Genomic DNA, 19027 nt, shown 5'->3' with positions numbered 1-19027 from the left:
TGGATTAGTGAAAGTCACGCGAGTGAGTACTCAGTTCTGCCAGATGTGGTGTCAGGTCGATGAGCTTGCCTGCAATTACATGAATTACCTCGCCCTCTCTTTCTAAAATGCCTTTCACCATCAATGCCTTTGCAGAAAGATAAGCGTGCTTTTGCGCTCTTGCAGTGGCTTGCCAAACGACCACGTTAATATTACCAGTATCATCTTCTAGGGTGACAAAAGTAACGCCCGTCGCGGTTCCCGGTGCTTGGCGACCCGTTACCAAACCTGCGACGGTTACGGCAGAGCGATGAGAAAGCTGGCTTAGCTCCTGACAACGTACGAATTTGGGCAACATTCCGGCCCGTGACAACATAGTGATGGGATGTTGGCCAAGAGAAACGCCCGTGGATGCAAAATCTTCAATCAAATTCTGGTAGTCACTCGGCGTGGAGTGAAGCGAGTGGTCACTACTTAGCATGCTGGAAAATAGGGGTAAGTCGCTCAGTGAGTCCATCACTTGCCAGCGAGTCTGATAGCGATTTCCAGAAATGCTGTGCAGTGCGTTGGCCGACGCCAAACTTTCCATATCTCGCTGGTGATTAAGTGTCTGCTTGACCGCATTAATCGTCTGGTAACCTTGTGCCGGGCGGTGCTGGATCAGCCGACGGATTCCTTCTTCGCTTAGCCCTTTGACTAAACTCAGCCCTAAGCGAATCGCAAGCGGCCTTTGCCCAACACGTACGAGAGTGTGCTGCTTTTCAGAGCCGTTAACGCACACAGGCAACACCTCGATACCATGTCGCTGCGCATCTTGAATAAGTTGTGATGCACTGTAAAAACCCATCGGTAAGCTGTTGAGTAAAGCCGTATAAAATTCAGCAGGGTAGTAATGTTTGAGCCAGGCGGAGCAGTAGGCGAGTACCGCAAAAGAGGCAGAATGACTTTCAGGAAAGCCATACTCGCCAAAGCCGCAAATTTGTTCAAAAATTCGTTCGGCAAATTGCGCTTCATAGCCGCGCTCAAGCATGCCATTGATAAGTTTCGATTTAAATTTGAACACGCTACCATTTTTCTTCCAAGCGGCCATCGCACGACGTAGCTGGTCTGCTTCACCGCCGCTAAAGCCTGCGGCGACCATCGCCAGTTTGATCACTTGCTCTTGAAATATTGGCACACCTAAAGTGCGTTCTAATACCGCTTGTACCTCTTTGGATGGGTAAGTCACGGCTTCTTCTTTGCGCCGCCGTTTTAAAAATGGGTGGACCATATCCCCTTGGATTGGCCCTGGGCGAACAATCGCAATTTGGATCACCAAGTCATAATAATTGGCTGGTTTTAAGCGTGGCAGCATGCTCATTTGAGCACGTGATTCAATCTGGAAGACACCAATCGTATCAGCACGTTGGATCATCTTGTACACCTGAGGATCGTCTTGCAGGCGGGTGATCTTGGCGAGGGAAAGCGTACGGTGATGGTGATGTTGAATCAATTGAAAGCAGCGTCGGATCGCCGTCAGCATGCCTAGCGCCAGTATGTCGACTTTCAGTAGCCGCAGGCTTTCAAGATCGTCTTTATCCCATTGAATGATCGTTCTTTCCGGCATCGCCGCGTTTTCCACCGGTACTAGCTCATACAGTGGGCCTGCGGAGATGACAAAGCCGCCCACATGCTGAGAGAGATGTCTGGGAAAGCCAATAATCTCGTTAACCAAGTGAATAAAATGCTGCCCTTTAAGTGAATCAGGCTTGAGGCCAAGTTCAACAATTTGTGCCTGCCAGCCGAGCGAGCGATCGCGGCGATTAATGTTTTTAATAAAAAACTCTAGCTGAGTCTCTTCCAGCCCAAGCGCTTTACCCACTTCTCGCAGTGCGCTTTTGAAGCGGTAGGTGATCACGGTTGCAGCTATCGCTGCTCGCTCTCGACCATATTTGCGGTAAACGTATTGGATAACCTCTTCGCGGCGTTCATGTTCAAAATCCACGTCAATATCAGGCGGTTCATTACGTCCTTTGCTAATAAAACGTTCGAACAAGACCGAGATTTGACGAGGATCGACCGAGGTAATTTCCAAGCAATAACACACGATAGAATTCGCAGCTGAGCCCCGGCCTTGATAAAGAATGTTCTGCCGTTTGGCAAACATCACGATGTCGTGAATGGTGAGGAAGAAAAAGGCGTATTGGAGCTCTTTGATTAATGCCAATTCTTTGCTAATGGTCTCCTCGATATGAGCAGGTACGCCGTTGGGAAAACGGCGATATTTGCCCGCATGGACGAGGTGCTGTAAATAGCCGTCGGGGGTAAAGCCATCAGGGATCAGTTCACTTGGGTATTGATATCTCAGCTCATCAAGGCTGAAGGTACAGCGTTTAGCAATCTGTACACTTTCGGCTAGCCATTCGGCTTTGAAGAGCTTTTGCAGTTTCCCGGCATCGCGCAAACTGCGCTCGGCATTGGTTAATCTATCCGCCCCCAGCTCTTCGACAGTGCAGCCTTGGCGAATGGCCGTTAAGGTGTGTTGTAAGGGCAAACGTTCGCTGTGATGCATGAGTACGCCGCCACAAGCGGTGATGGGTAGATTGAGCTCTTTGGCGAGAGATAGACAATGCTCGCGGTACGTTTGGTCGTCATGGTGCAGATGTCTTTGCAACCCGATCCAGAGCCGGGAAGTATGGTAGCGTTGCAACCATCTTCCCCAATGCAGATCGCGGCTTTTCCCACAAGGCAACCAAAGGATCAAACAGTGCTTGGCAGACATCAAATCCCACTCCGATAACTGGTATTCTCCTTTAGTGCAGCGTCTTCTGGCGTTAGTAATAATCCGGCATAACTCAGCATACGCAAGGCGGTCTGGGCACAACAACAGGCATTGGCACTCACCGCTTAACCAAAACATGCTGCCAACTATCTGACGGATGCTGAGTTGATGCTCTTTGATCGCGGTATGAGCTCGCACAACACCAGCTAGTGAGCATTCATCGGTGATGGCAATGGCGTGATAACGGAGAAAATCCGCTTGTAAAACCAGTTCTTCTGGATGCGAAGCGCCAGTGAGGAAAGAGAAGTTACTTTGGCAAAAAAGTTCGGCGTAAAGCATCGTCAATCAACAGAAAAGTCCGTGAACAAACCAGCGTTGCTGTGGATCGCGAAAGATCCATAGCCACTGACCATCATGAGTTCGGGCGATGAAGTAGTCGCGCATTACATCATCTCCATCCCACCAACCGCTGACCACTCTTTCTGGCCCGTGAATTAAATCGACTTGTTGGCGCAAAACCTTAGGAGTAGTTAGAAGAAAGCTAGGTCGCAATGCATGGCAATCAGGAAGGCGATGTGGGGACGACTGCAAAACGGGCCGATAGTCGGTGGCTTTTTCTGGCCGTGGATCTTGCTTAAGGGAAGGTTGTACAACGGCCTCGTTACCCAGTTTAGCCTGCAACAGCGAACAAAGCTCAGCAGCGGATAGAACGCCAGTCGATTTTGAAAACAGCTCCGCTTTATTGAGCCCATGCTCACCTAGCCTTTGCACTTCAAGCGTTAAACGCGTTACGGGGGCGTCTAAGGTTAAAGATTCCAGTGTTAGGCAAGCAAGCGTTTGCCACTTGTGCCAGAGGTAATCTCCTTGTGCTGAAGTAAAAATAACACGCTTGCGCTGTCCTTCGCGTTGTTGCAATGTCAGTGCTAATTCATAGGCAACCTGATCTTGTAATCGGAGGTGGTTTTCAAGCTGCTTTAATAACTTACTCAATGGCTTTTCTAACCACTGCACATTTTCAATCTCATACAGTAGCTCAAGTTCTTGGCGAAAATGGGCGGGCGGGTGATAAAAATCGACGGGATGTTTAAATTGCCCGGTCAGCCTACCGAGATAGTTGACCAGATCGATATCAAAACGCCGTGCAACCTCTGCAAGAGGCAAAGCCAATAAATCCGCTAAGGTGTTAATCCCGACGCGGCGCAGTTTCTCGACCGTTTCAACGGACAGTTCAGTGCATTGCAAATCGTGCTGCCCTAAGCGCAGGGCAATAGCGTCACGATCATCACTTAGCAAATCATTGCCTGCTTTGGCAAGCAGCATGGCGGCAAGGGGAGAGTAAGCACAAGCATAATGGAAGCGCAGTGAAAGCGGTTTTAAATGAGCCGATAAAACTTGCCAGTAACCTGCGAGGCCAGAGTACAACTGCAACATATGGCTAGCGCGGATCAACAGTCCTTGCGGAGGCATCAGCACCAGATCGGCGGTCACCAGATAGAGCCATTGGGCGATCTCTTTGAGCCTATTGTTCTCAATGTCTGCATCATAAGGCACGACCTGCAAATGGGCACAAAGTGCAGCAGCGCTTGCAAGGCCCATATTAGGCTGAACTCCGGCTGCTTTGGCGGCCGCATTGCTTTGCATGACCTGGTGAGAGTGCTTATTGACGATGGCAATTGCAACGTCCTTCTCTGCTTCGGCAAGACTGTCTAATTGCAAAGCGGGAAAATGGAGATAGAGCCATAGATTCATCGTACTAGCCCTCTCGAACCACAGGAAAAGAAAGCACGCTATCGGGTAACGTCGCGCTCGGTAAGGTTAACGATGTAAAGAGTGGCCGAAAGTCGATCTCAGTGGTACCTCGTGACCAACCGCCTTTGCGCTTTTTCACCTGCACACAGAGGCCAAATGGTCTTGGCTGTAGAGTGAGGCTGAGTGATACAGGTAATGAAAGACGCATGGGTTGCGGTAAACGAAAAACGAAAAGTAGACTGGCGCCTTGTTCACTGGCAACTTGGAGCCGTTTCACCTGATGGATTTCAAGCTCGTTTTGCCACAGCAAAACGCAGCGACAAGCGCCACTTTTTAAACATTGTTCTGCCGCCCACAATGCTTTTTTGGCCGAGTCAGGCAGGAGAACGAGCGTTTCTGCTAACGGATAGCCTAAGTAAGCGAAAAAGGCGGCATTAACCTGAGCTGGTGGTTGCAGCAAAACGACCATGCCTTCTTGGAAGCGTTGTTGCAACAAGGATGTCAGCAAACGCAGCTCGCCAATCGCCAGTTGAGACTCTATCTCCACCACGCCGTGAGAAGGAAAACCGCCACCAAGTAGATGATCTAGCTCGGTATAGCCTGAGCTTATGACAATGCCACTCTGCTCAGTCGAGGTTTGATCGGCTTGCCAGATTAAGTGCTGATTTTTTAAAGTTTGAATGATATCTTGCATAGAATGACACCTGTATATACATACAGTATATTGATGAGGGAGAAACTGGCAAGAAAATTTAGCGGCAAAAATGAAAAGGGCCACAATACGAAAGTACTGCGGCCCAAAAAAGTAGAGAGTTACTCAAACAGTGAAAGGCGATTATTAACGCTTTGGTTGAGCATCAATGCACTGACCATTGACCTGTGTGGCTGGATCCATCAAGTGCAGATAAAGCGGCATTAAGTCTGCCGGTGTTTTCAAACTATTTGCGTCTTCGCCAGGGTAAGCTTTCTCGCGCATGCGGGTACGGGTAGCACCCGGATTAATCGCGTTCACACGTATCGGCGTATTGCTCATTTCGTCGGCCAGGATCTGCATCATACCTTCAACGGCAAACTTAGAAATCGAGTACGAGCCCCAGAAAGAGCGGCCTACATGACCCACCGTTGACGAAGTAAAAATAATTCGTCCTGCTTCAGCTTTACGCAATAAGGGTAGCAGCGCTTGTGTCATCAGAAACTCCGCCTTGACGTTGATTTGCATCGTATCGTCAAAGTCTTCTTCGCTGATCTGATCAAACGGGCTTAAAGTGGCGAGCACACCAGCATTATGTAATAGGCCGTCTAAGCGACCAAACTGGCCTTCAATGGTCTCCGCCATATCGATGTAATTTTGCTTGCTTGCACCCTTGAGATCGAGCGGAATAATCGCCGCTTGAGGGTAACCCGCCGCTTCAATTTCATCGTAAATACTTTCGAGGTTTTTGACGTTGCGGCCTAATAAGATAACGGTCGCGCCGTGTTTTGCGTAGGTTAGGGCTGCTTGGCGACCGATGCCAGCACCAGCACCTGTTACCAGAATCACTTTATTGTTCAGGGCATCTGCAGAGGTTGAATAGTCCACCGTGCTCAATCCTTCTTGATTTTTTTGTATGGTTCCTATGTTGCAAAATCAAACAGATATGCAACGGAAAGTCTTGGTAATCGTGACAAGATGGTTACAATACACTAATTCACACTTTAGGGGGTATCACATTGGAATTTTTATTGGACTATGGCCTGTTTTTGGCCAAAGTTGTCACCTTTATTGTGGCGGTGGTAGTGCTGCTGGTGCTGGTTAAATCAGTCAGTAGCAAATCATCTTCGAGAAAAGGCCAACTGGAAGTGACGGATCTATCTGAGCAGTACAAGCATACGGTTGAGCATTTAGAACATTACCTGCACGATGAGGCTTTTCTTAAAGCTCGCGATAAAGCGAGTAAGAAAGAAGAAAAAGAGAAAGACAAAGCGCGCGATAAAGAGATCAAAAAAGCAGCCAAAGAGGGACGTTTAGAGAGTAAACGCGAGTCGCATCTGTTTGTGATCGATTTTCATGGCAGTATTGATGCCAAAGAAGTGGCTTCGCTCAGAGAAGAAGTGACTGCGATTTTAGCGGTCGCAAAACCCGGAGATGAAGTGTTACTCCGCTTGGAAAGCGGTGGCGGTATGGTTCATGGCTATGGGTTGGCCTCTTCGCAGTTGGATCGCATTAAAGCGGCCGGGTTACCTTTGACCATCTCGGTCGACAAAGTGGCTGCTAGCGGCGGCTATATGATGGCCTGTATCGCTGATAAGATTGTCTCTGCGCCATTTGCGATTGTCGGCTCGATCGGTGTGATTGCGCAGTTGCCTAATTTCAATAAATTATTGAAAAAGCACGATATCGAGTTCGAGCAGCTAACGGCTGGTGAATACAAACGCACCCTCACTATGTTTGGTGAGAACAGCGACAAAGCCAGAGAAAAATTCAAGCAAGAGCTGGAAGAAACGCATGGACTCTTTAAAGATTTCATTCGTCAGCATCGCCCTGAATTAGATTTAGATAAAGTAGCCACTGGCGAACATTGGTTTGGTACTCAGGCACAAACGCTTGGTTTAGTCGATGAGATTGCCACCTCAGATGATCTGATTGTGGCCGCTTGTAAAGAGAAAACGGTGCTTTCAATTCACTATACACAAAAGAAAAAGTTGGCCGATAAATTAGCGGGTGTGGCTGGCAAAGTGGCTGATGGCGTACTGCTGAAATTGGTAGAAAGAGGGCAAAAACCCATCTTGTAAAAAGAACCATATTAAATCGACAGCTCTGAGCAAAGCAGCCTGCAAACCTCTAGCGGTGAGAGTAAAAGCTTTCACCGCTTTTCTTTTTTGCCACTGCATTGAGAAAACATTTCCATGTGCAATGCTTTACACGGCTTTTATCCTCGCCCGAGAAGCGGTTTCGCTCTATAATATGCGCCGCTGATATGGGGCATACGCCCGAAGAAAGAAAACAAAGTGGAGAAGAACATGTCCTCTCAGACTCCGGTGATCACCGTAGATGGACCAAGTGGTGCAGGTAAAGGCACTCTTTGTATGTTGCTGTCGAAAAAGCTCGGCTTTCAACTATTAGATTCTGGCGCAATTTACCGTGTCTTAGCATTGGCCGCGATTCATCATGGTGTGGATACCGAGTCGGAAGATGCGCTTGTCCCGCTAGCTACACATCTTGACGTACAATTTATTGCTGAAGGCGACTTGGTCAAGGTGATTCTTGAAGGTGAAGACGTTTCTAAAGAGCTGCGTAAAGAAGAAACCGGTATGGCGGCGTCAAAAGTTGCAGCATTGCCACGAGTGCGTGAAGCGCTATTACGTCGTCAGCGTGCGTTTGAAACGGCCCCGGGTTTGGTGGCGGATGGCCGTGACATGGGTACCGTTGTTTTCCCACAAGCGCAGGCAAAAATTTTCCTTGATGCCAGCGCGCAAGAGCGTGCGCATCGACGCCTTAAACAGTTGCAAGATAAAGGGTTAGATGTTAAATTTGACGACCTTTTGAGCGAGATCCAAGAGCGTGACGACCGAGATCGTAACCGCCCAGTGGCACCATTACGCCCTGCAGAGGATGCGCTTGTGCTCGATTCTACGTCGATGAGTATCGACGAAGTGGTCGAAAAAGCACTACAATATATCGAATCGAAGCTGGCTGAGTAATTCTGCTCAGGCAGGTAAGAACGTCGATCGCAAGGATGATGATTGGCGAATTTAATAACCCCATGCGGTAGGATACCCATGGCAGTTTAATTTTTTGAAGATTAAATAAATGACTGAATCTTTTGCTCAACTCTTTGAAGAGTTTCTAAACGAGACTGAATTCCAACAAGGTACTATCGTTAAAGGTACTGTAGTTGCTATCGAAAACGGCTACGTTCTTGTTGACGCAGGTCTTAAGTCTGAGTCTGCAATCCCAGCTGAACAGTTCAAGAACGCTGCTGGCGAACTTGAAGTTGAAGTTGGTTCTGAAGTAGACGTTGCTCTGGACGCTGTAGAAGACGGTTTCGGTGAAACTCAACTTTCTCGTGAGAAAGCGAAGCGTCACGAAGCTTGGATCGTTCTTGAGAAAGCTTACGAAGAAGCTGAAACTGTTGTTGGTATCATCAACGGTAAAGTTAAAGGCGGTTTCACTGTTGAACTAAACGGTATCCGTGCTTTCCTTCCAGGTTCTCTAGTAGACGTACGTCCTATCCGTGACACTGCTCACCTAGAAAACAAAGAGCTAGAGTTCAAAGTTATCAAACTTGACCAGAAGCGTAACAACGTAGTTGTTTCTCGTCGTGCTGTTATCGAATCTGAAAGCAGCGTAGAACGTGACGAACTTCTAGAGACTCTACAAGAAGGCAGCGAAGTTAAAGGTATCGTTAAGAACCTGACTGACTACGGTGCGTTCGTAGATCTAGGTGGCGTTGACGGCCTGCTACACATCACTGATATGGCGTGGAAGCGCGTTAAGCACCCATCTGAAATCGTTAACGTTGGTGACGAGATCCTAGTTAAAGTTCTTAAGTTCGATCGTGATCGTACTCGCGTATCACTAGGTCTGAAGCAACTAGGCGAAGATCCATGGGTAGCAATCGCTAAGCGTTACCCAGAAGGTCACAAACTGTCTGGTCGCGTTACTAACCTAACTGACTACGGCTGTTTCGTTGAAATCGAAGAAGGCGTTGAAGGTCTAGTACACGTTTCTGAAATGGATTGGACTAACAAGAACATCCACCCATCTAAAGTTGTTAATGTTGGCGACGAAGTTGAGGTTATGGTTCTGGAAATCGACGAAGAGCGTCGTCGTATCTCTCTAGGTCTGAAACAGTGTAAAGCTAACCCATGGCAGTCATTCGCTGAAGCTCAAGCTAAAGGCGACAAAGTTACTGGTAAGATCAAGTCTATCACTGACTTCGGTATCTTCATCGGTCTAGAAGGCGGCATCGACGGTCTAGTTCACCTGTCTGATATCTCTTGGAACGTACCAGGAGAAGAAGCAGTTCGTGAATTCAAGAAAGGCGATGAAATCTCTGCAGTTGTTCTAGCAGTAGACGCTGAGCGTGAGCGTATTTCTCTAGGCGTTAAGCAAATGGAAAATGACCCATTCAATGCTTATGTAGCTGACAACAAGAAAGGCGTTCTAGTAAACGGTACTGTAACTGCAGTTGACGCGAAAGGCGCAACCATCGAGCTAGAAGATGGCGTTGAAGGTTACATCCGCGCTTCTGAAGTATCACGTGACCGTATCGAAGATGCATCACTGATCCTGAGCGTTGGTGACAAAGTTGAAGCGAAATTTACTGGTGTTGACCGTAAGAACCGCGTAATCAACCTGTCTATCAAAGCGAAAGACGAAGCTGAAGAGCAAGAAGCAATGGCAAGCATCAACAAAGCGGACGACGCTGCGTTTGGTAATGCAATGGCTGACGCTTTCAAAGCAGCTAAAGGCGAATAATTTACGTCTTAGAAAAGGAGCCGAAAGGCTCCTTTTTTTTGTCTGCGCGTCACACAAGTTAAAAATCATAGTATTGATTTCAGAAGATATTTACACAAAGTCTTGATAGTTTTGCTGATAAATCTACACTTATCTTTAAAAGAGGTAGTTGGGTGGTGGATTTTTCACTACATTTTGTAGCAAGTGTTTGTTGGAATTGATATTACTTACTATAATGAGTGGTAAAAATGACTCGAAGGGGAAACTATGACTAAGTCTGAGTTGATTGAAAGACTCTGTGCTGAACAGACGCATCTGTCAGCGAAAGAGATTGAAGATGCTGTCAAAGATATTCTGGAGCACATGGCTTCGACTTTAGAAAGTGGCGATCGTATTGAGATTCGTGGTTTTGGTAGTTTCTCACTTCATTACCGTGAGCCACGAGTTGGCCGAAATCCTAAAACAGGTGACAAAGTGGAATTGGAAGGTAAGCACGTTCCACACTTTAAACCGGGCAAAGAGTTACGTGAGCGCGTAAATCTTGGCTAAGTGAACAGAATATTGACGAAAAGCGGCATACTTAGCGTATGCCGCTTTTTTATGATTAGATAATTGCTATTATCCGTGGTCTGGAGAATCGTTTTCCTGCATAATCTATCGGCTAACACTCGAAGGGTGATGAAACATGAAAATTATAAAAATCATTGCTGTTATAGCTCTCTTTCTTATAGCTCTGGCTTTAGGCTCGCAAAATCAGCAAGTTGTTACATTTAACTATCTTTTGGCAAAAGGTGATTTCCATTTATCAACTTTGCTTGGCGTGGTTTTTGTTGCGGGATTTGCTCTCTCTTGGGCGATCTTTGCGAGTATCCAATTTAAGATGCAACTGAAGTTACGCAAATTGAACAAGCAGTTGAAAAAACAGAATACCCAAATGGAAAAGCAAGCCTAAGGACAAGTTAGCTGAATGCTTGAATTACTCTTCTTGTTACTCCCGATTGCGGCGGCTTACGGATGGTATATGGGCCATCGTAGTGCACAGGATGACAAGCGGAAACACTCTCATCAGATCTCCCAGCAATACATGACGGGTCTTAATCTACTCTTATCTGATCAATCAGATAAAGCGGTGGATCACTTCATTGAGCTACTACAGGTCGATAATGAAACGATCGATACACATCTAGCCTTGGGCAATCTGTTTCGCTCTCGAGGCGAGGTTGATCGTGCGATTCGTATTCACCAAAACCTTATCTCTCGCTCCGGCCTGACATTGGATCAAAAAAACCTAGCTCTGCAACAGTTAGCGAAAGATTACATGGCTTCCGGCTTTTTAGATCGGGCGGAAAAGATTTTTGAGCAACTTGTCGAAGAACCGGATCATCGTGATGCGGCTTTGCAGCAGCTGGTGAGCATCTATCAACAGACTCGTGAGTGGGAGAAAGCCATTCACTATGCTCATTTGTTACTCAAAACAGGCAAAACGTCGATACGTAAAAGTATTGCGCATTACTGGTGTGAGCTGGCGATGTTGGAACAGGCAGATGGCAATCGCACCAAAGCGATTGGCCATTTTAAGAAAGCCTTAGCAGAAGATCCGAAATGTGTTCGTGCTTCGATCTCACTTGGACGAATTTATCTCGATACTGAAGAGTATCGCAAAACCATCCAGCACCTGACCGCTGTGCTTGAGCAAGATCCCGACTTTGTCAGTGAAGCATTGCCCATATTGGCGGAATGCTACCATCACTTAGGGCAAGAAGATGAGCTGGTGGAATTTCTTCGCGAATGTATCAATAAGAAAGCGGGCGTATCGGCAGAATTGATGCTAGCTCAGCTTGTCGCACATCACGATAGCGTTGCTGCGGCTCAAGAGTTGCTCACCAGACAACTGATTAAAAACCCAACCATGAAAGGTTTCTATCGTTTGATGGATTACCACCTCACGGAAGCGGAAGAAGGGCGAGCAAAAGAGAGCTTGACCACCTTGCAAGCCATGGTGGGTGAACAACTGAAAGTTAAACCTCACTATCGATGTCGAAAATGTGGTTTTTCCACCCACTCACTGTATTGGCATTGCCCCTCTTGTAAGGGGTGGGGGACGATTAAGCCAATCCGAGGATTGGACGGTGAATAGTTTTAATGCAGTTGGTATCAAAGTACCAGCTGCATTTTTTTAGCAATGAGTATATTAGGAGATGAAATGATCGACCAAAAAGTTATCGTGGCTTTAGACTATGACAATCAAGCTGACGCGTTAGCCTTTGTGGACAGAATTGATCCCATGTCATGTCGCCTGAAAGTCGGCAAGGAGATGTTTACACTATTTGGTCCGGATTTCGTTCGTGAATTACACAAGCGTGGTTTTTCTGTCTTTTTGGATTTGAAATTTCACGATATCCCAAATACCTGTGCCAAAGCCGTGAGGGCGGCCGCGGAGTTAGGGGTATGGATGGTAAACGTGCATGCCAGTGGCGGTGAACGTATGATGAGTGCTGCTCAAGAGATTCTACTGCCGTACGGAAAAGAAAGGCCGCTTCTAATTGGGGTTACTGTGCTGACCAGCATGGAACAGAGCGATCTGGCAGGCGTTGGCTTAGATATTGAGCCTCAGCAGCAAGTGATGCGTTTGGCTTCTTTGACAAAAAATGCAGGTTTGGATGGTGTAGTCTGCTCGGCACAAGAAGCAACACTATTGAAACAAAATTTAGGGCAAGAGTTTAAATTAGTCACTCCGGGTATCCGTCCTCAGGGTTCAGAGCTAGGGGATCAACGACGTATTATGACTCCGGTCGAAGCAATCGCCGCAGGATCCGATTACTTAGTGATTGGCAGGCCAATCACTCAAGCAGCAAGCCCAGCAGATGTACTAGAGTCTATAAATACAAGTCTTCTCTAGTTTCATAGGTTCGCCATGTGATACTTATGAGGCTATAGTGTGAAATAGATCGCATTATTTGCGGATATTTATAAAAAGTTCTAAATGCATAAAAATGCACAAATAATGAATTTTATTTGTGCATTTTCTATTTTTACCGGAGGAGATAGTTCGGTAAACCTTGATGAAAAGGGAAACTATTGACTAGTTCAATAGTACAAAATGGAAAGATAGAAAAGATCCGTGATTATCTATTCAAGATGTGAAGCTAATGTGACAGGCATATTAGCAGTTTCGAATTTGATATCAGTTCAGTATTTTGTTTTAAATGCATGCCTAGCTGTCAAATCATGGCGGCTTAGGTGATCGAGTACCTTCTGCTTGGTCATGATTTTGTTGTAACGGGATTGTTGCAACTTTGGGAACTGATTTGTCACAGCATGGAGCTCGTTGTAGGTGTTATCGTATATCCTCCGACGTATGGCCTTAATTGTCCCTACGTTTCTCGGCATCACTATCCTCATTTTTGCGATTACGCGATTTGTGCCTGGCGGGCCAGTGGAGCGTATGTTAGCAAGCATGCATTCTGGCAATGACACCGCGACCGTCAATGTTGCAGGAAATAACTCGGCACTTTCTGAAGAGCAAATGGCCGAACTCAATGCATTTTACGGCTTAGATAAACCCGTCTTTGAAGCATACGCAGAGTGGCTTAGCCGATTATTGGTTTTAGATTTTGGCGAATCGACACGCTATTACGAACCCGTTGGTACGATGATCGCTGAACGTCTGCCTGTTTCGCTATTTTACGGTGGTATGACCTTTTTTATCAGCTATTTCATTTCCATCCCTCTGGGTTATTTTAAAGCGATCAAACACGGCTCTGTTTTTGATTCAACCTCTTCCATTCTGATCTTCGTGGGTTATGCTTTGCCCGGATATGTAGTTGGCGTTTTTCTTATTACTGTCTTTGCATACAACCTTGAATGGTTTCCAATGGGGGGATTTGTCGGGGATGATTTTTCCGATTACGAAACATTTTTAGAGCAAGTGAAAGATATTATGTGGCACGCAATATTGCCGCTCATCTGCTATTTAATTGGTGATTTTGCCACCTTAACCATGACGATGAAAAATAGCCTAATGGAGAATCTGTCTTCCGATTATATTCGTACCGCGATTGCCAAAGGCCTACCATTTCAAAAAGCGGTACGTAAGCATGCTCTGCAAAATAGTTTAATTCCCATTGCTAGCCACTTTGGTAATTCATTGTTGTTCTTTATGACGGGCTCCTTCTTAATTGAGGTTATTTTTAATATCGATGGTATTGGTTTACTCGGTTATGAATCGATTATTGAACGAGATTATCCCGTTGTGATGGGAATTGTGGCAATTAATGCAGTCATGCTGATGGTTGGAAATATTTTATCGGATCTCTGCGTAGCGCTAACGGATCCACGAGTGAGGTTCGGCGCATGATGATCAATGTAAGCCCTTTAACACAGAAGAAAATTCGTGCATTTAAAGAGATTAAGCGTGGTTACTGGTCATTTATCATCTTGGTCACTTTGCTGGTGCTCTCGCTGTTTGCTGAATTTCTCGTCAACAGCAAAGCGCTGGCGGTGAAATATAATGGCGATTGGTTTTTCCCTGTGGTGAGTGATGTTCGCCCAGGCACTGATTTCGGCTTGGACTATTCAAGCGAGACGGATTACCGCAGCTTGCAAAACCAATTTGCACAAGAAGGTGGCTCCAATTTCGTGCTGATGCCACTGGTGCCATGGAACCCTTACGAGCAAGATTTTAGCGGTGATTTCCCGCCTGTTGCACCAGATGCCCAAGCCAAACACTACCTCGGCACCGACGTGATTGGCCGCGATATTCTTGCCAGATTGGTGTATGGCTTTCGAACTGCGATGGGGTTCGCTCTTGTGACGATGGCGGTCTCCTATGCCATAGGTACCGTTGTCGGCTGCGCGATGGGTTTCTTTGGAGGTAAGTTCGACCTTTTTGTTCAGCGGCTTATCGAAGTTTGGTCTATGGTGCCTTTTCTCTATGTCATCATGATTTTGGTCTCCATTACACAACCCACTTTTGCCCTCTTTGTGGCGATAAACGTATTATTCGGCTGGATGGGGATGACGTGGTACATGCGTACCATGACCTATAAAGAGTCGGCTCGAGAATATGTTCTGGCTGCGAAAGCGTTGGGGGCGTCTACTTGGCGTATTTTAATGCACCACATCTTGCCAAATACCATGGTGATGATTGTCACGCTCGCACCATTTACCATTGCCGGGAATATCACGGCGCTGACTGCGCTGGATTATTTGGGATTAGGTCTGATGCCACCAACGCCAAGTTGGGGTGAGTTGTTACAACAAGGAAAGTCGAATCTGGATTCACCTTGGATAGTCTCGTCCGTGGTCACTTCCATCGTTGCCATTCTTGTCATGGTGACGTTTATAGGCGAAGCGATCCGCGCGGCATTTGATCCTAAAAAATTCACCAGATACGTATAGAAACGCCAAAACAAGGAAGAAACAGAAATGAAAAATAATAGAGTGGCGCTGTCCGTTTTTGCTGCGTTAGCGGCAGTCAGTTTTAATCTTCACGCACAGAGCTTGCCTGCTGACATCAATTGGATCAGCAATAACGAGGAACCGCTATTCGCCTCACCGGAAGCGAAACAAGGTGGGACACTGCGTACATACTTGACCAGTTTTCCGCAAACATTGCGTAGCGTTGGCCCTGATGCTAACTCGGGTCTGCGTCACTACTTTATGGATGGTGCGCCCAAATTAGCTCAGCGTCATCCAAATACAGGTAAGTGGATACCGCAATTAGCAGAAGCGTGGGCGTTTGATGCCGACAATAAAACGGTTTACTTCAAACTGGACAAAAACGCTAAGTGGTCTGACGGTGAGAAAGTAACCGCTGACGATTATGTCTTTATGATGAAATACTACCAATCGAAAGACATTATTGATCCTTGGTACAACGATTTCTTCACTAACAGCATCAGAGAAGTGGTGAAGTTTGACGATTACACTATCGCGATCAAAACGTCGACGGCGCAAAGCACCGATGCATTGATGGTGTTGATCAATATGCCAAGCAATGGTTTACAGCCGCGTCCACAACACTTTTTTAAAGGGGCTAAAGACGACAACAACGACGGCATGCCAGATAACTTTGTTCGTGCTTTTAACTTCAAAGCAGAGCCGACGACGGCGGCGTATTATATGGCGGATGTCGAAAAAGGTAAGCGCGTGACCTTTAAACATGTTGGTGACGACTGGTGGGGCTACCACAATCGTTACTACCAAAATCGCTACAATGTTGACAGGGTACGCATCAGCATCATCCGTGACCAAGACATCGCGTTGAAACATTTTGAGAAAGGCAACTTAGATTATTACGACATGATTTTGCCGGAATTTTGGCATAGCAAAGCGGATTCTGAAGGCTTTAAAAAAGGACATATCCACAAGTTTTGGGGCTACAACCAAGCGCCACAAGGTGCTGGTGGCTTGTGGATGAACACCGCTATGCCACTACTGGATGATATTAATGTGCGTAAAGGCATCATGTCTGCAACAGACTATGATGGCATGATTGTCAATATCATGCGTGGTGATTATTCTCGTAAGCCCCATGGCTTGGGTTTTGGCCATGGTCAATACGATAAGCCAGACAACAAAGCGCCTGAGTTTGATGCAGCAAAAGCAATTGAATACTTCGAAAAAGCCGGTTTTGATAAAGTGGGGGCTGATGGTATTCGCGTCAACACCAATGGCCAGCGATTATCCTTCTCTATCACCTATGGCTATCAGTCATGGACGCCTCGTATTGCCTATCTCAAAGAGCAAGCGAAACTGGCCGGTTTAGAATTTACTTTAAACTTGGTCGATGGCTCTTCGGCATTTAAATACATTTTGGAGAAAAAGCATCAACTGGCTTTCCTAAACATGGGGTCGGGCGAAATTCCGGCTTATTGGGAATACCTCCATTCGGACAACGCGAATAAACCGCAAACCAACGCCCACACGAACTTCAGCAGTCCTGAATTGGATAAGCTGATCGAAGCCTATGATGCGGAGTTTGACGAGCAAAAACGCTACCAGCTCTCTCATCAAATTCAGGACTACGTTAGTGACGCAGCCATTATTGTTCCTGGATATATGGTGCCCTATACCCGAGCCGTTCACTGGCGTTGGCTGAAAATGCCAGCAAATCCAATGACGAAGAAAACCGAAGATTTCTTCCATCCTATGGAAATCAGCAATTTCTGGATCGATCAAGATGTGAAGAAAGAGACAGAAAAAGCGATGAAAGCAGGCAAGACGTTCCCTGAAGTCACGGTTGTTGACGACAGATTTAAGCTGTAACCAAAGGATATAGGGTCAGGAAGATGGACAGTGAAGTTGTACTAAGTGTCAGAAACTTAGAAACTGAATTTCTAACAGACAGCGGGCCTGTGCAAGTACTGCATGGCGTCAGTTTTGATGTCAAAAAAGGCCGCACACTGGGCCTAGTGGGAGAGTCAGGATGCGGTAAAAGTGTCACCTCGATGTCCATCATGGGGTTATTACCGAAACCTTACGGGCGGATCATCGGCGGCGACATCCTTTACCGTGGGAAAAACTTGGCTGCGCTACCGGCACAAGAAATGTACGCCATGCGTGGTGATCGCATTTCTATCATCTTCCAAGACCCTATGACGGCGCTGAACCCAGTGCACACGGTCGGCAAACAATTGATGGAAGTGCTTAAACTGCACCGCCCAGAATTGAGTCGCAGTGAACGCCGCAGTCATGCATTGGAGATGCTGAAAAAAGTGCATATCCCGATGCCGGAGAAGCGCTTGGATGAGTATCCCCATAACCTTTCTGGCGGCATGAGACAACGTGTCATGATCGCTATGGCGTTGGCTTGCAAACCTGAAATATTGATCTGTGATGAGCCGACTACAGCGCTGGATGTGACTGTACAGGCATCTATTCTTGATCTGATCAATGAGTTGCAACAGGAAACGGGTATGGCCGTCGTTTTTATCACTCACGATCTCGGGGTGGTAGCGGAGATTTGTGACGATGTTGCAGTCATGTATGCAGGAAAAATCGTCGAGTATGCGGACGTCTTTGAGCTGTTTGATGCCCCCAAGCACCCGTACACAGAGCGCTTAATGGGACTCATGCCGAGCCTAGAGCATGCCCCTAAACAGTTGATTGAGATTAAACCCATCGATATCAGCAAATTTCCGGAATTCAGAGGGTGATCATGGAAGAGATATTGAGAATCGACAATCTCAAGCAACACTTTGTTTCGGGTAAAAAATTGTTTGCCAAAGGGTACACAGTCAAAGCCGTTGATGGGGTATCTCTTTCGGTTAAACGTGGTGAAACGCTTGGTCTCGTGGGCGAATCAGGGTGTGGCAAAAGCACCTTGGGCCGAACCATTTTAAAATTGTTCGAGCCTACTGAAGGCAAAATCTATTTTGAAGGGCGGGATATTACCCAACTTAGCCCGAAAGAGATGCGTCCTTTGCGTAAAGAGATGCAGATTGTTTTTCAAGATCCGCTCGAGTCGCTCAATCAACGCCATACCGTTGGCATGATTTTGGAAGAGCCGTTTATTATCCATAAAGTGGGCACGGCGGCAGAGCGTAAACAGTGGGTAGTTGAACTACTTGAAAAAGTCGGTCTACCAGCGAATGCGGTCAGCCGCTATCCGCATGAATTTTCTGGTGGACAGCGTCAACGTATTGGTATTGCCCGAGCCATTGCGCTTAAGCCTAAATTACTTATTTGTGATGAATCTGTATCGGCGTTGGATGTTTCCGTACAGGCACAAATTATTAATTTACTCTTAAGACTGCAGCAAGAAATGAATCTGGCCATGATATTTATCTCTCATGATTTATCAGTAGTGAGACAAGTATCCGATAATGTTGCCGTCATGTACTTTGGAAAAATAGTGGAATACGGAAAATCGATTGAACTTTATGATAATCCACAAAATGAATATACAAAGAAATTGCTTTCTGCTATACCAATTACTCATCCAAAGTATAGAAAGAAAAAGCGAGAACTCCCTCGGAAAATTTCGTAGCGAAGCTATATAAGCCAAAGCACTTTTTTAAAATACAGATTTATTTCAATTGATTTAGCATTAGTTACATTAGTAAAAAATGAATAAGGATTTAATCGCAAAGATA

General features: G+C 46.3%; 16 protein-coding genes. 12 read left to right on the top strand and 4 right to left on the bottom strand.

Going from position 1 to position 19027, the window contains the following annotated elements; translation table 11 throughout:
* Positions 1–4: 4 nt before the first annotated feature.
* The 4 genes from EA26_RS15520 to EA26_RS15505 form a co-directional block, all read right to left on the bottom strand.
* Positions 5–3079 (bottom strand): error-prone DNA polymerase, encoded by a 3075-nt coding sequence (locus tag EA26_RS15520; protein ID WP_039429777.1) that lies wholly within the window; start codon positions 3077–3079, stop codon positions 5–7.
* A gap of 6 nt (positions 3080–3085) precedes the next feature.
* Complete coding sequence (locus EA26_RS15515; protein WP_039429776.1) at positions 3086–4489, bottom strand: Y-family DNA polymerase; 1404 nt, start codon at positions 4487–4489, stop codon at positions 3086–3088.
* 4 nt (positions 4490–4493) lie between these two features.
* Positions 4494–5183, bottom strand: coding sequence for a translesion DNA synthesis-associated protein ImuA (gene imuA, locus EA26_RS15510; RefSeq protein WP_039429774.1), 690 nt, complete (start codon positions 5181–5183; stop codon positions 4494–4496).
* A gap of 144 nt (positions 5184–5327) precedes the next feature.
* Positions 5328–6068 carry a YciK family oxidoreductase gene (locus EA26_RS15505; protein ID WP_039429772.1) on the bottom strand — a complete coding sequence of 247 codons (741 nt, stop codon included), beginning with the start codon at positions 6066–6068 and terminating at the stop codon, positions 5328–5330.
* A gap of 131 nt (positions 6069–6199) precedes the next feature.
* Here EA26_RS15505 and sohB point away from each other — a divergent pair, with 131 nt between their 5' ends.
* The 12 genes from sohB to EA26_RS15445 all read left to right on the top strand — a co-directional run bounded on the left by sohB (position 6200) and on the right by EA26_RS15445 (position 18921).
* Positions 6200–7261 carry a protease SohB gene (gene sohB / locus EA26_RS15500; protein WP_039429770.1) on the top strand — a complete coding sequence of 354 codons (1062 nt, stop codon included), beginning with the start codon at positions 6200–6202 and terminating at the stop codon, positions 7259–7261.
* 228 nt (positions 7262–7489) lie between these two features.
* The gene (gene cmk / locus EA26_RS15495) at positions 7490–8170 is read left to right on the top strand and encodes a (d)CMP kinase (RefSeq protein WP_039429769.1); all 681 of its coding nucleotides are present in this window, start codon (positions 7490–7492) and stop codon (positions 8168–8170) included.
* Positions 8171–8279: 109 nt separating this feature from the next.
* A complete protein-coding gene (gene rpsA, locus EA26_RS15490; protein ID WP_039429766.1) occupies positions 8280–9950 on the top strand; it encodes a 30S ribosomal protein S1 in 1671 nt (556 codons plus the stop codon).
* Positions 9951–10196: 246 nt separating this feature from the next.
* Positions 10197–10478, top strand: coding sequence for an integration host factor subunit beta (gene ihfB, locus EA26_RS15485; RefSeq protein WP_039429764.1), 282 nt, complete (start codon positions 10197–10199; stop codon positions 10476–10478).
* A 136-nt stretch (positions 10479–10614) separates the two neighbouring features.
* Entirely contained in the window at positions 10615–10881 is a 267-nt protein-coding gene (locus tag EA26_RS15480; RefSeq protein WP_039429761.1) for a LapA family protein, read from the top strand.
* A 15-nt stretch (positions 10882–10896) separates the two neighbouring features.
* Positions 10897–12066: a lipopolysaccharide assembly protein LapB gene (gene lapB / locus EA26_RS15475; protein ID WP_039429760.1), complete on the top strand. Its 1170-nt coding sequence runs from the start codon at positions 10897–10899 to the stop codon at positions 12064–12066.
* A 66-nt stretch (positions 12067–12132) separates the two neighbouring features.
* On the top strand, positions 12133–12828 hold the full coding sequence (gene pyrF, locus EA26_RS15470; protein ID WP_039429758.1) for an orotidine-5'-phosphate decarboxylase: 696 nt from the start codon (positions 12133–12135) through the stop codon (positions 12826–12828).
* Between the two features lie 435 nt (positions 12829–13263).
* A complete protein-coding gene (locus EA26_RS15465) occupies positions 13264–14286 on the top strand; it encodes an ABC transporter permease subunit (protein ID WP_081946318.1) in 1023 nt (340 codons plus the stop codon).
* Positions 14286–15329 (top strand): ABC transporter permease, encoded by a 1044-nt coding sequence (locus EA26_RS15460; RefSeq protein WP_039431597.1) that lies wholly within the window; start codon positions 14286–14288, stop codon positions 15327–15329. The genes EA26_RS15465 and EA26_RS15460 overlap by 1 nt, the downstream gene beginning before the upstream one ends.
* A gap of 27 nt (positions 15330–15356) precedes the next feature.
* Complete coding sequence (locus EA26_RS15455) at positions 15357–17198, top strand: extracellular solute-binding protein (RefSeq protein WP_039429755.1); 1842 nt, start codon at positions 15357–15359, stop codon at positions 17196–17198.
* A gap of 23 nt (positions 17199–17221) precedes the next feature.
* Positions 17222–18088, top strand: coding sequence for an ABC transporter ATP-binding protein (locus EA26_RS15450; protein WP_052079803.1), 867 nt, complete (start codon positions 17222–17224; stop codon positions 18086–18088).
* A 2-nt stretch (positions 18089–18090) separates the two neighbouring features.
* On the top strand, positions 18091–18921 hold the full coding sequence (locus tag EA26_RS15445) for an ABC transporter ATP-binding protein (protein ID WP_039431592.1): 831 nt from the start codon (positions 18091–18093) through the stop codon (positions 18919–18921).
* The last annotated feature ends 106 nt before the right edge of the window (positions 18922–19027 follow it).

Source organism: Vibrio navarrensis (genome assembly GCF_000764325.1).
GTDB lineage: Bacteria > Pseudomonadota > Gammaproteobacteria > Enterobacterales > Vibrionaceae > Vibrio > Vibrio navarrensis.
Note: the sequence above shows the minus strand (reverse complement) of the source record. Positions and strands in the feature narration are given on the sequence as shown.

Bases quoted from the DNA above. Each gene is read 5' to 3' on its own strand.
- EA26_RS15520 (WP_039429777.1), bottom strand. From the start codon at position 3,079: ATGCTTTACGCCGAACTTTTTTGCCAAAGTAACTTCTCTTTCCTCACT.
- EA26_RS15515 (WP_039429776.1), bottom strand. From the start codon at position 4,489: ATGAATCTATGGCTCTATCTCCATTTTCCCGCTTTGCAATTAGACAGT.
- imuA (WP_039429774.1), bottom strand. From the start codon at position 5,183: ATGCAAGATATCATTCAAACTTTAAAAAATCAGCACTTAATCTGGCAA.
- cmk (WP_039429769.1), top strand. From the start codon at position 7,490: ATGTCCTCTCAGACTCCGGTGATCACCGTAGATGGACCAAGTGGTGCA.
- rpsA (WP_039429766.1), top strand. From the start codon at position 8,280: ATGACTGAATCTTTTGCTCAACTCTTTGAAGAGTTTCTAAACGAGACT.
- ihfB (WP_039429764.1), top strand. From the start codon at position 10,197: ATGACTAAGTCTGAGTTGATTGAAAGACTCTGTGCTGAACAGACGCAT.
- EA26_RS15480 (WP_039429761.1), top strand. From the start codon at position 10,615: ATGAAAATTATAAAAATCATTGCTGTTATAGCTCTCTTTCTTATAGCT.
- lapB (WP_039429760.1), top strand. From the start codon at position 10,897: ATGCTTGAATTACTCTTCTTGTTACTCCCGATTGCGGCGGCTTACGGA.
- pyrF (WP_039429758.1), top strand. From the start codon at position 12,133: ATGATCGACCAAAAAGTTATCGTGGCTTTAGACTATGACAATCAAGCT.
- EA26_RS15460 (WP_039431597.1), top strand. From the start codon at position 14,286: ATGATCAATGTAAGCCCTTTAACACAGAAGAAAATTCGTGCATTTAAA.
- EA26_RS15455 (WP_039429755.1), top strand. From the start codon at position 15,357: ATGAAAAATAATAGAGTGGCGCTGTCCGTTTTTGCTGCGTTAGCGGCA.
- EA26_RS15450 (WP_052079803.1), top strand. From the start codon at position 17,222: ATGGACAGTGAAGTTGTACTAAGTGTCAGAAACTTAGAAACTGAATTT.
- EA26_RS15445 (WP_039431592.1), top strand. From the start codon at position 18,091: ATGGAAGAGATATTGAGAATCGACAATCTCAAGCAACACTTTGTTTCG.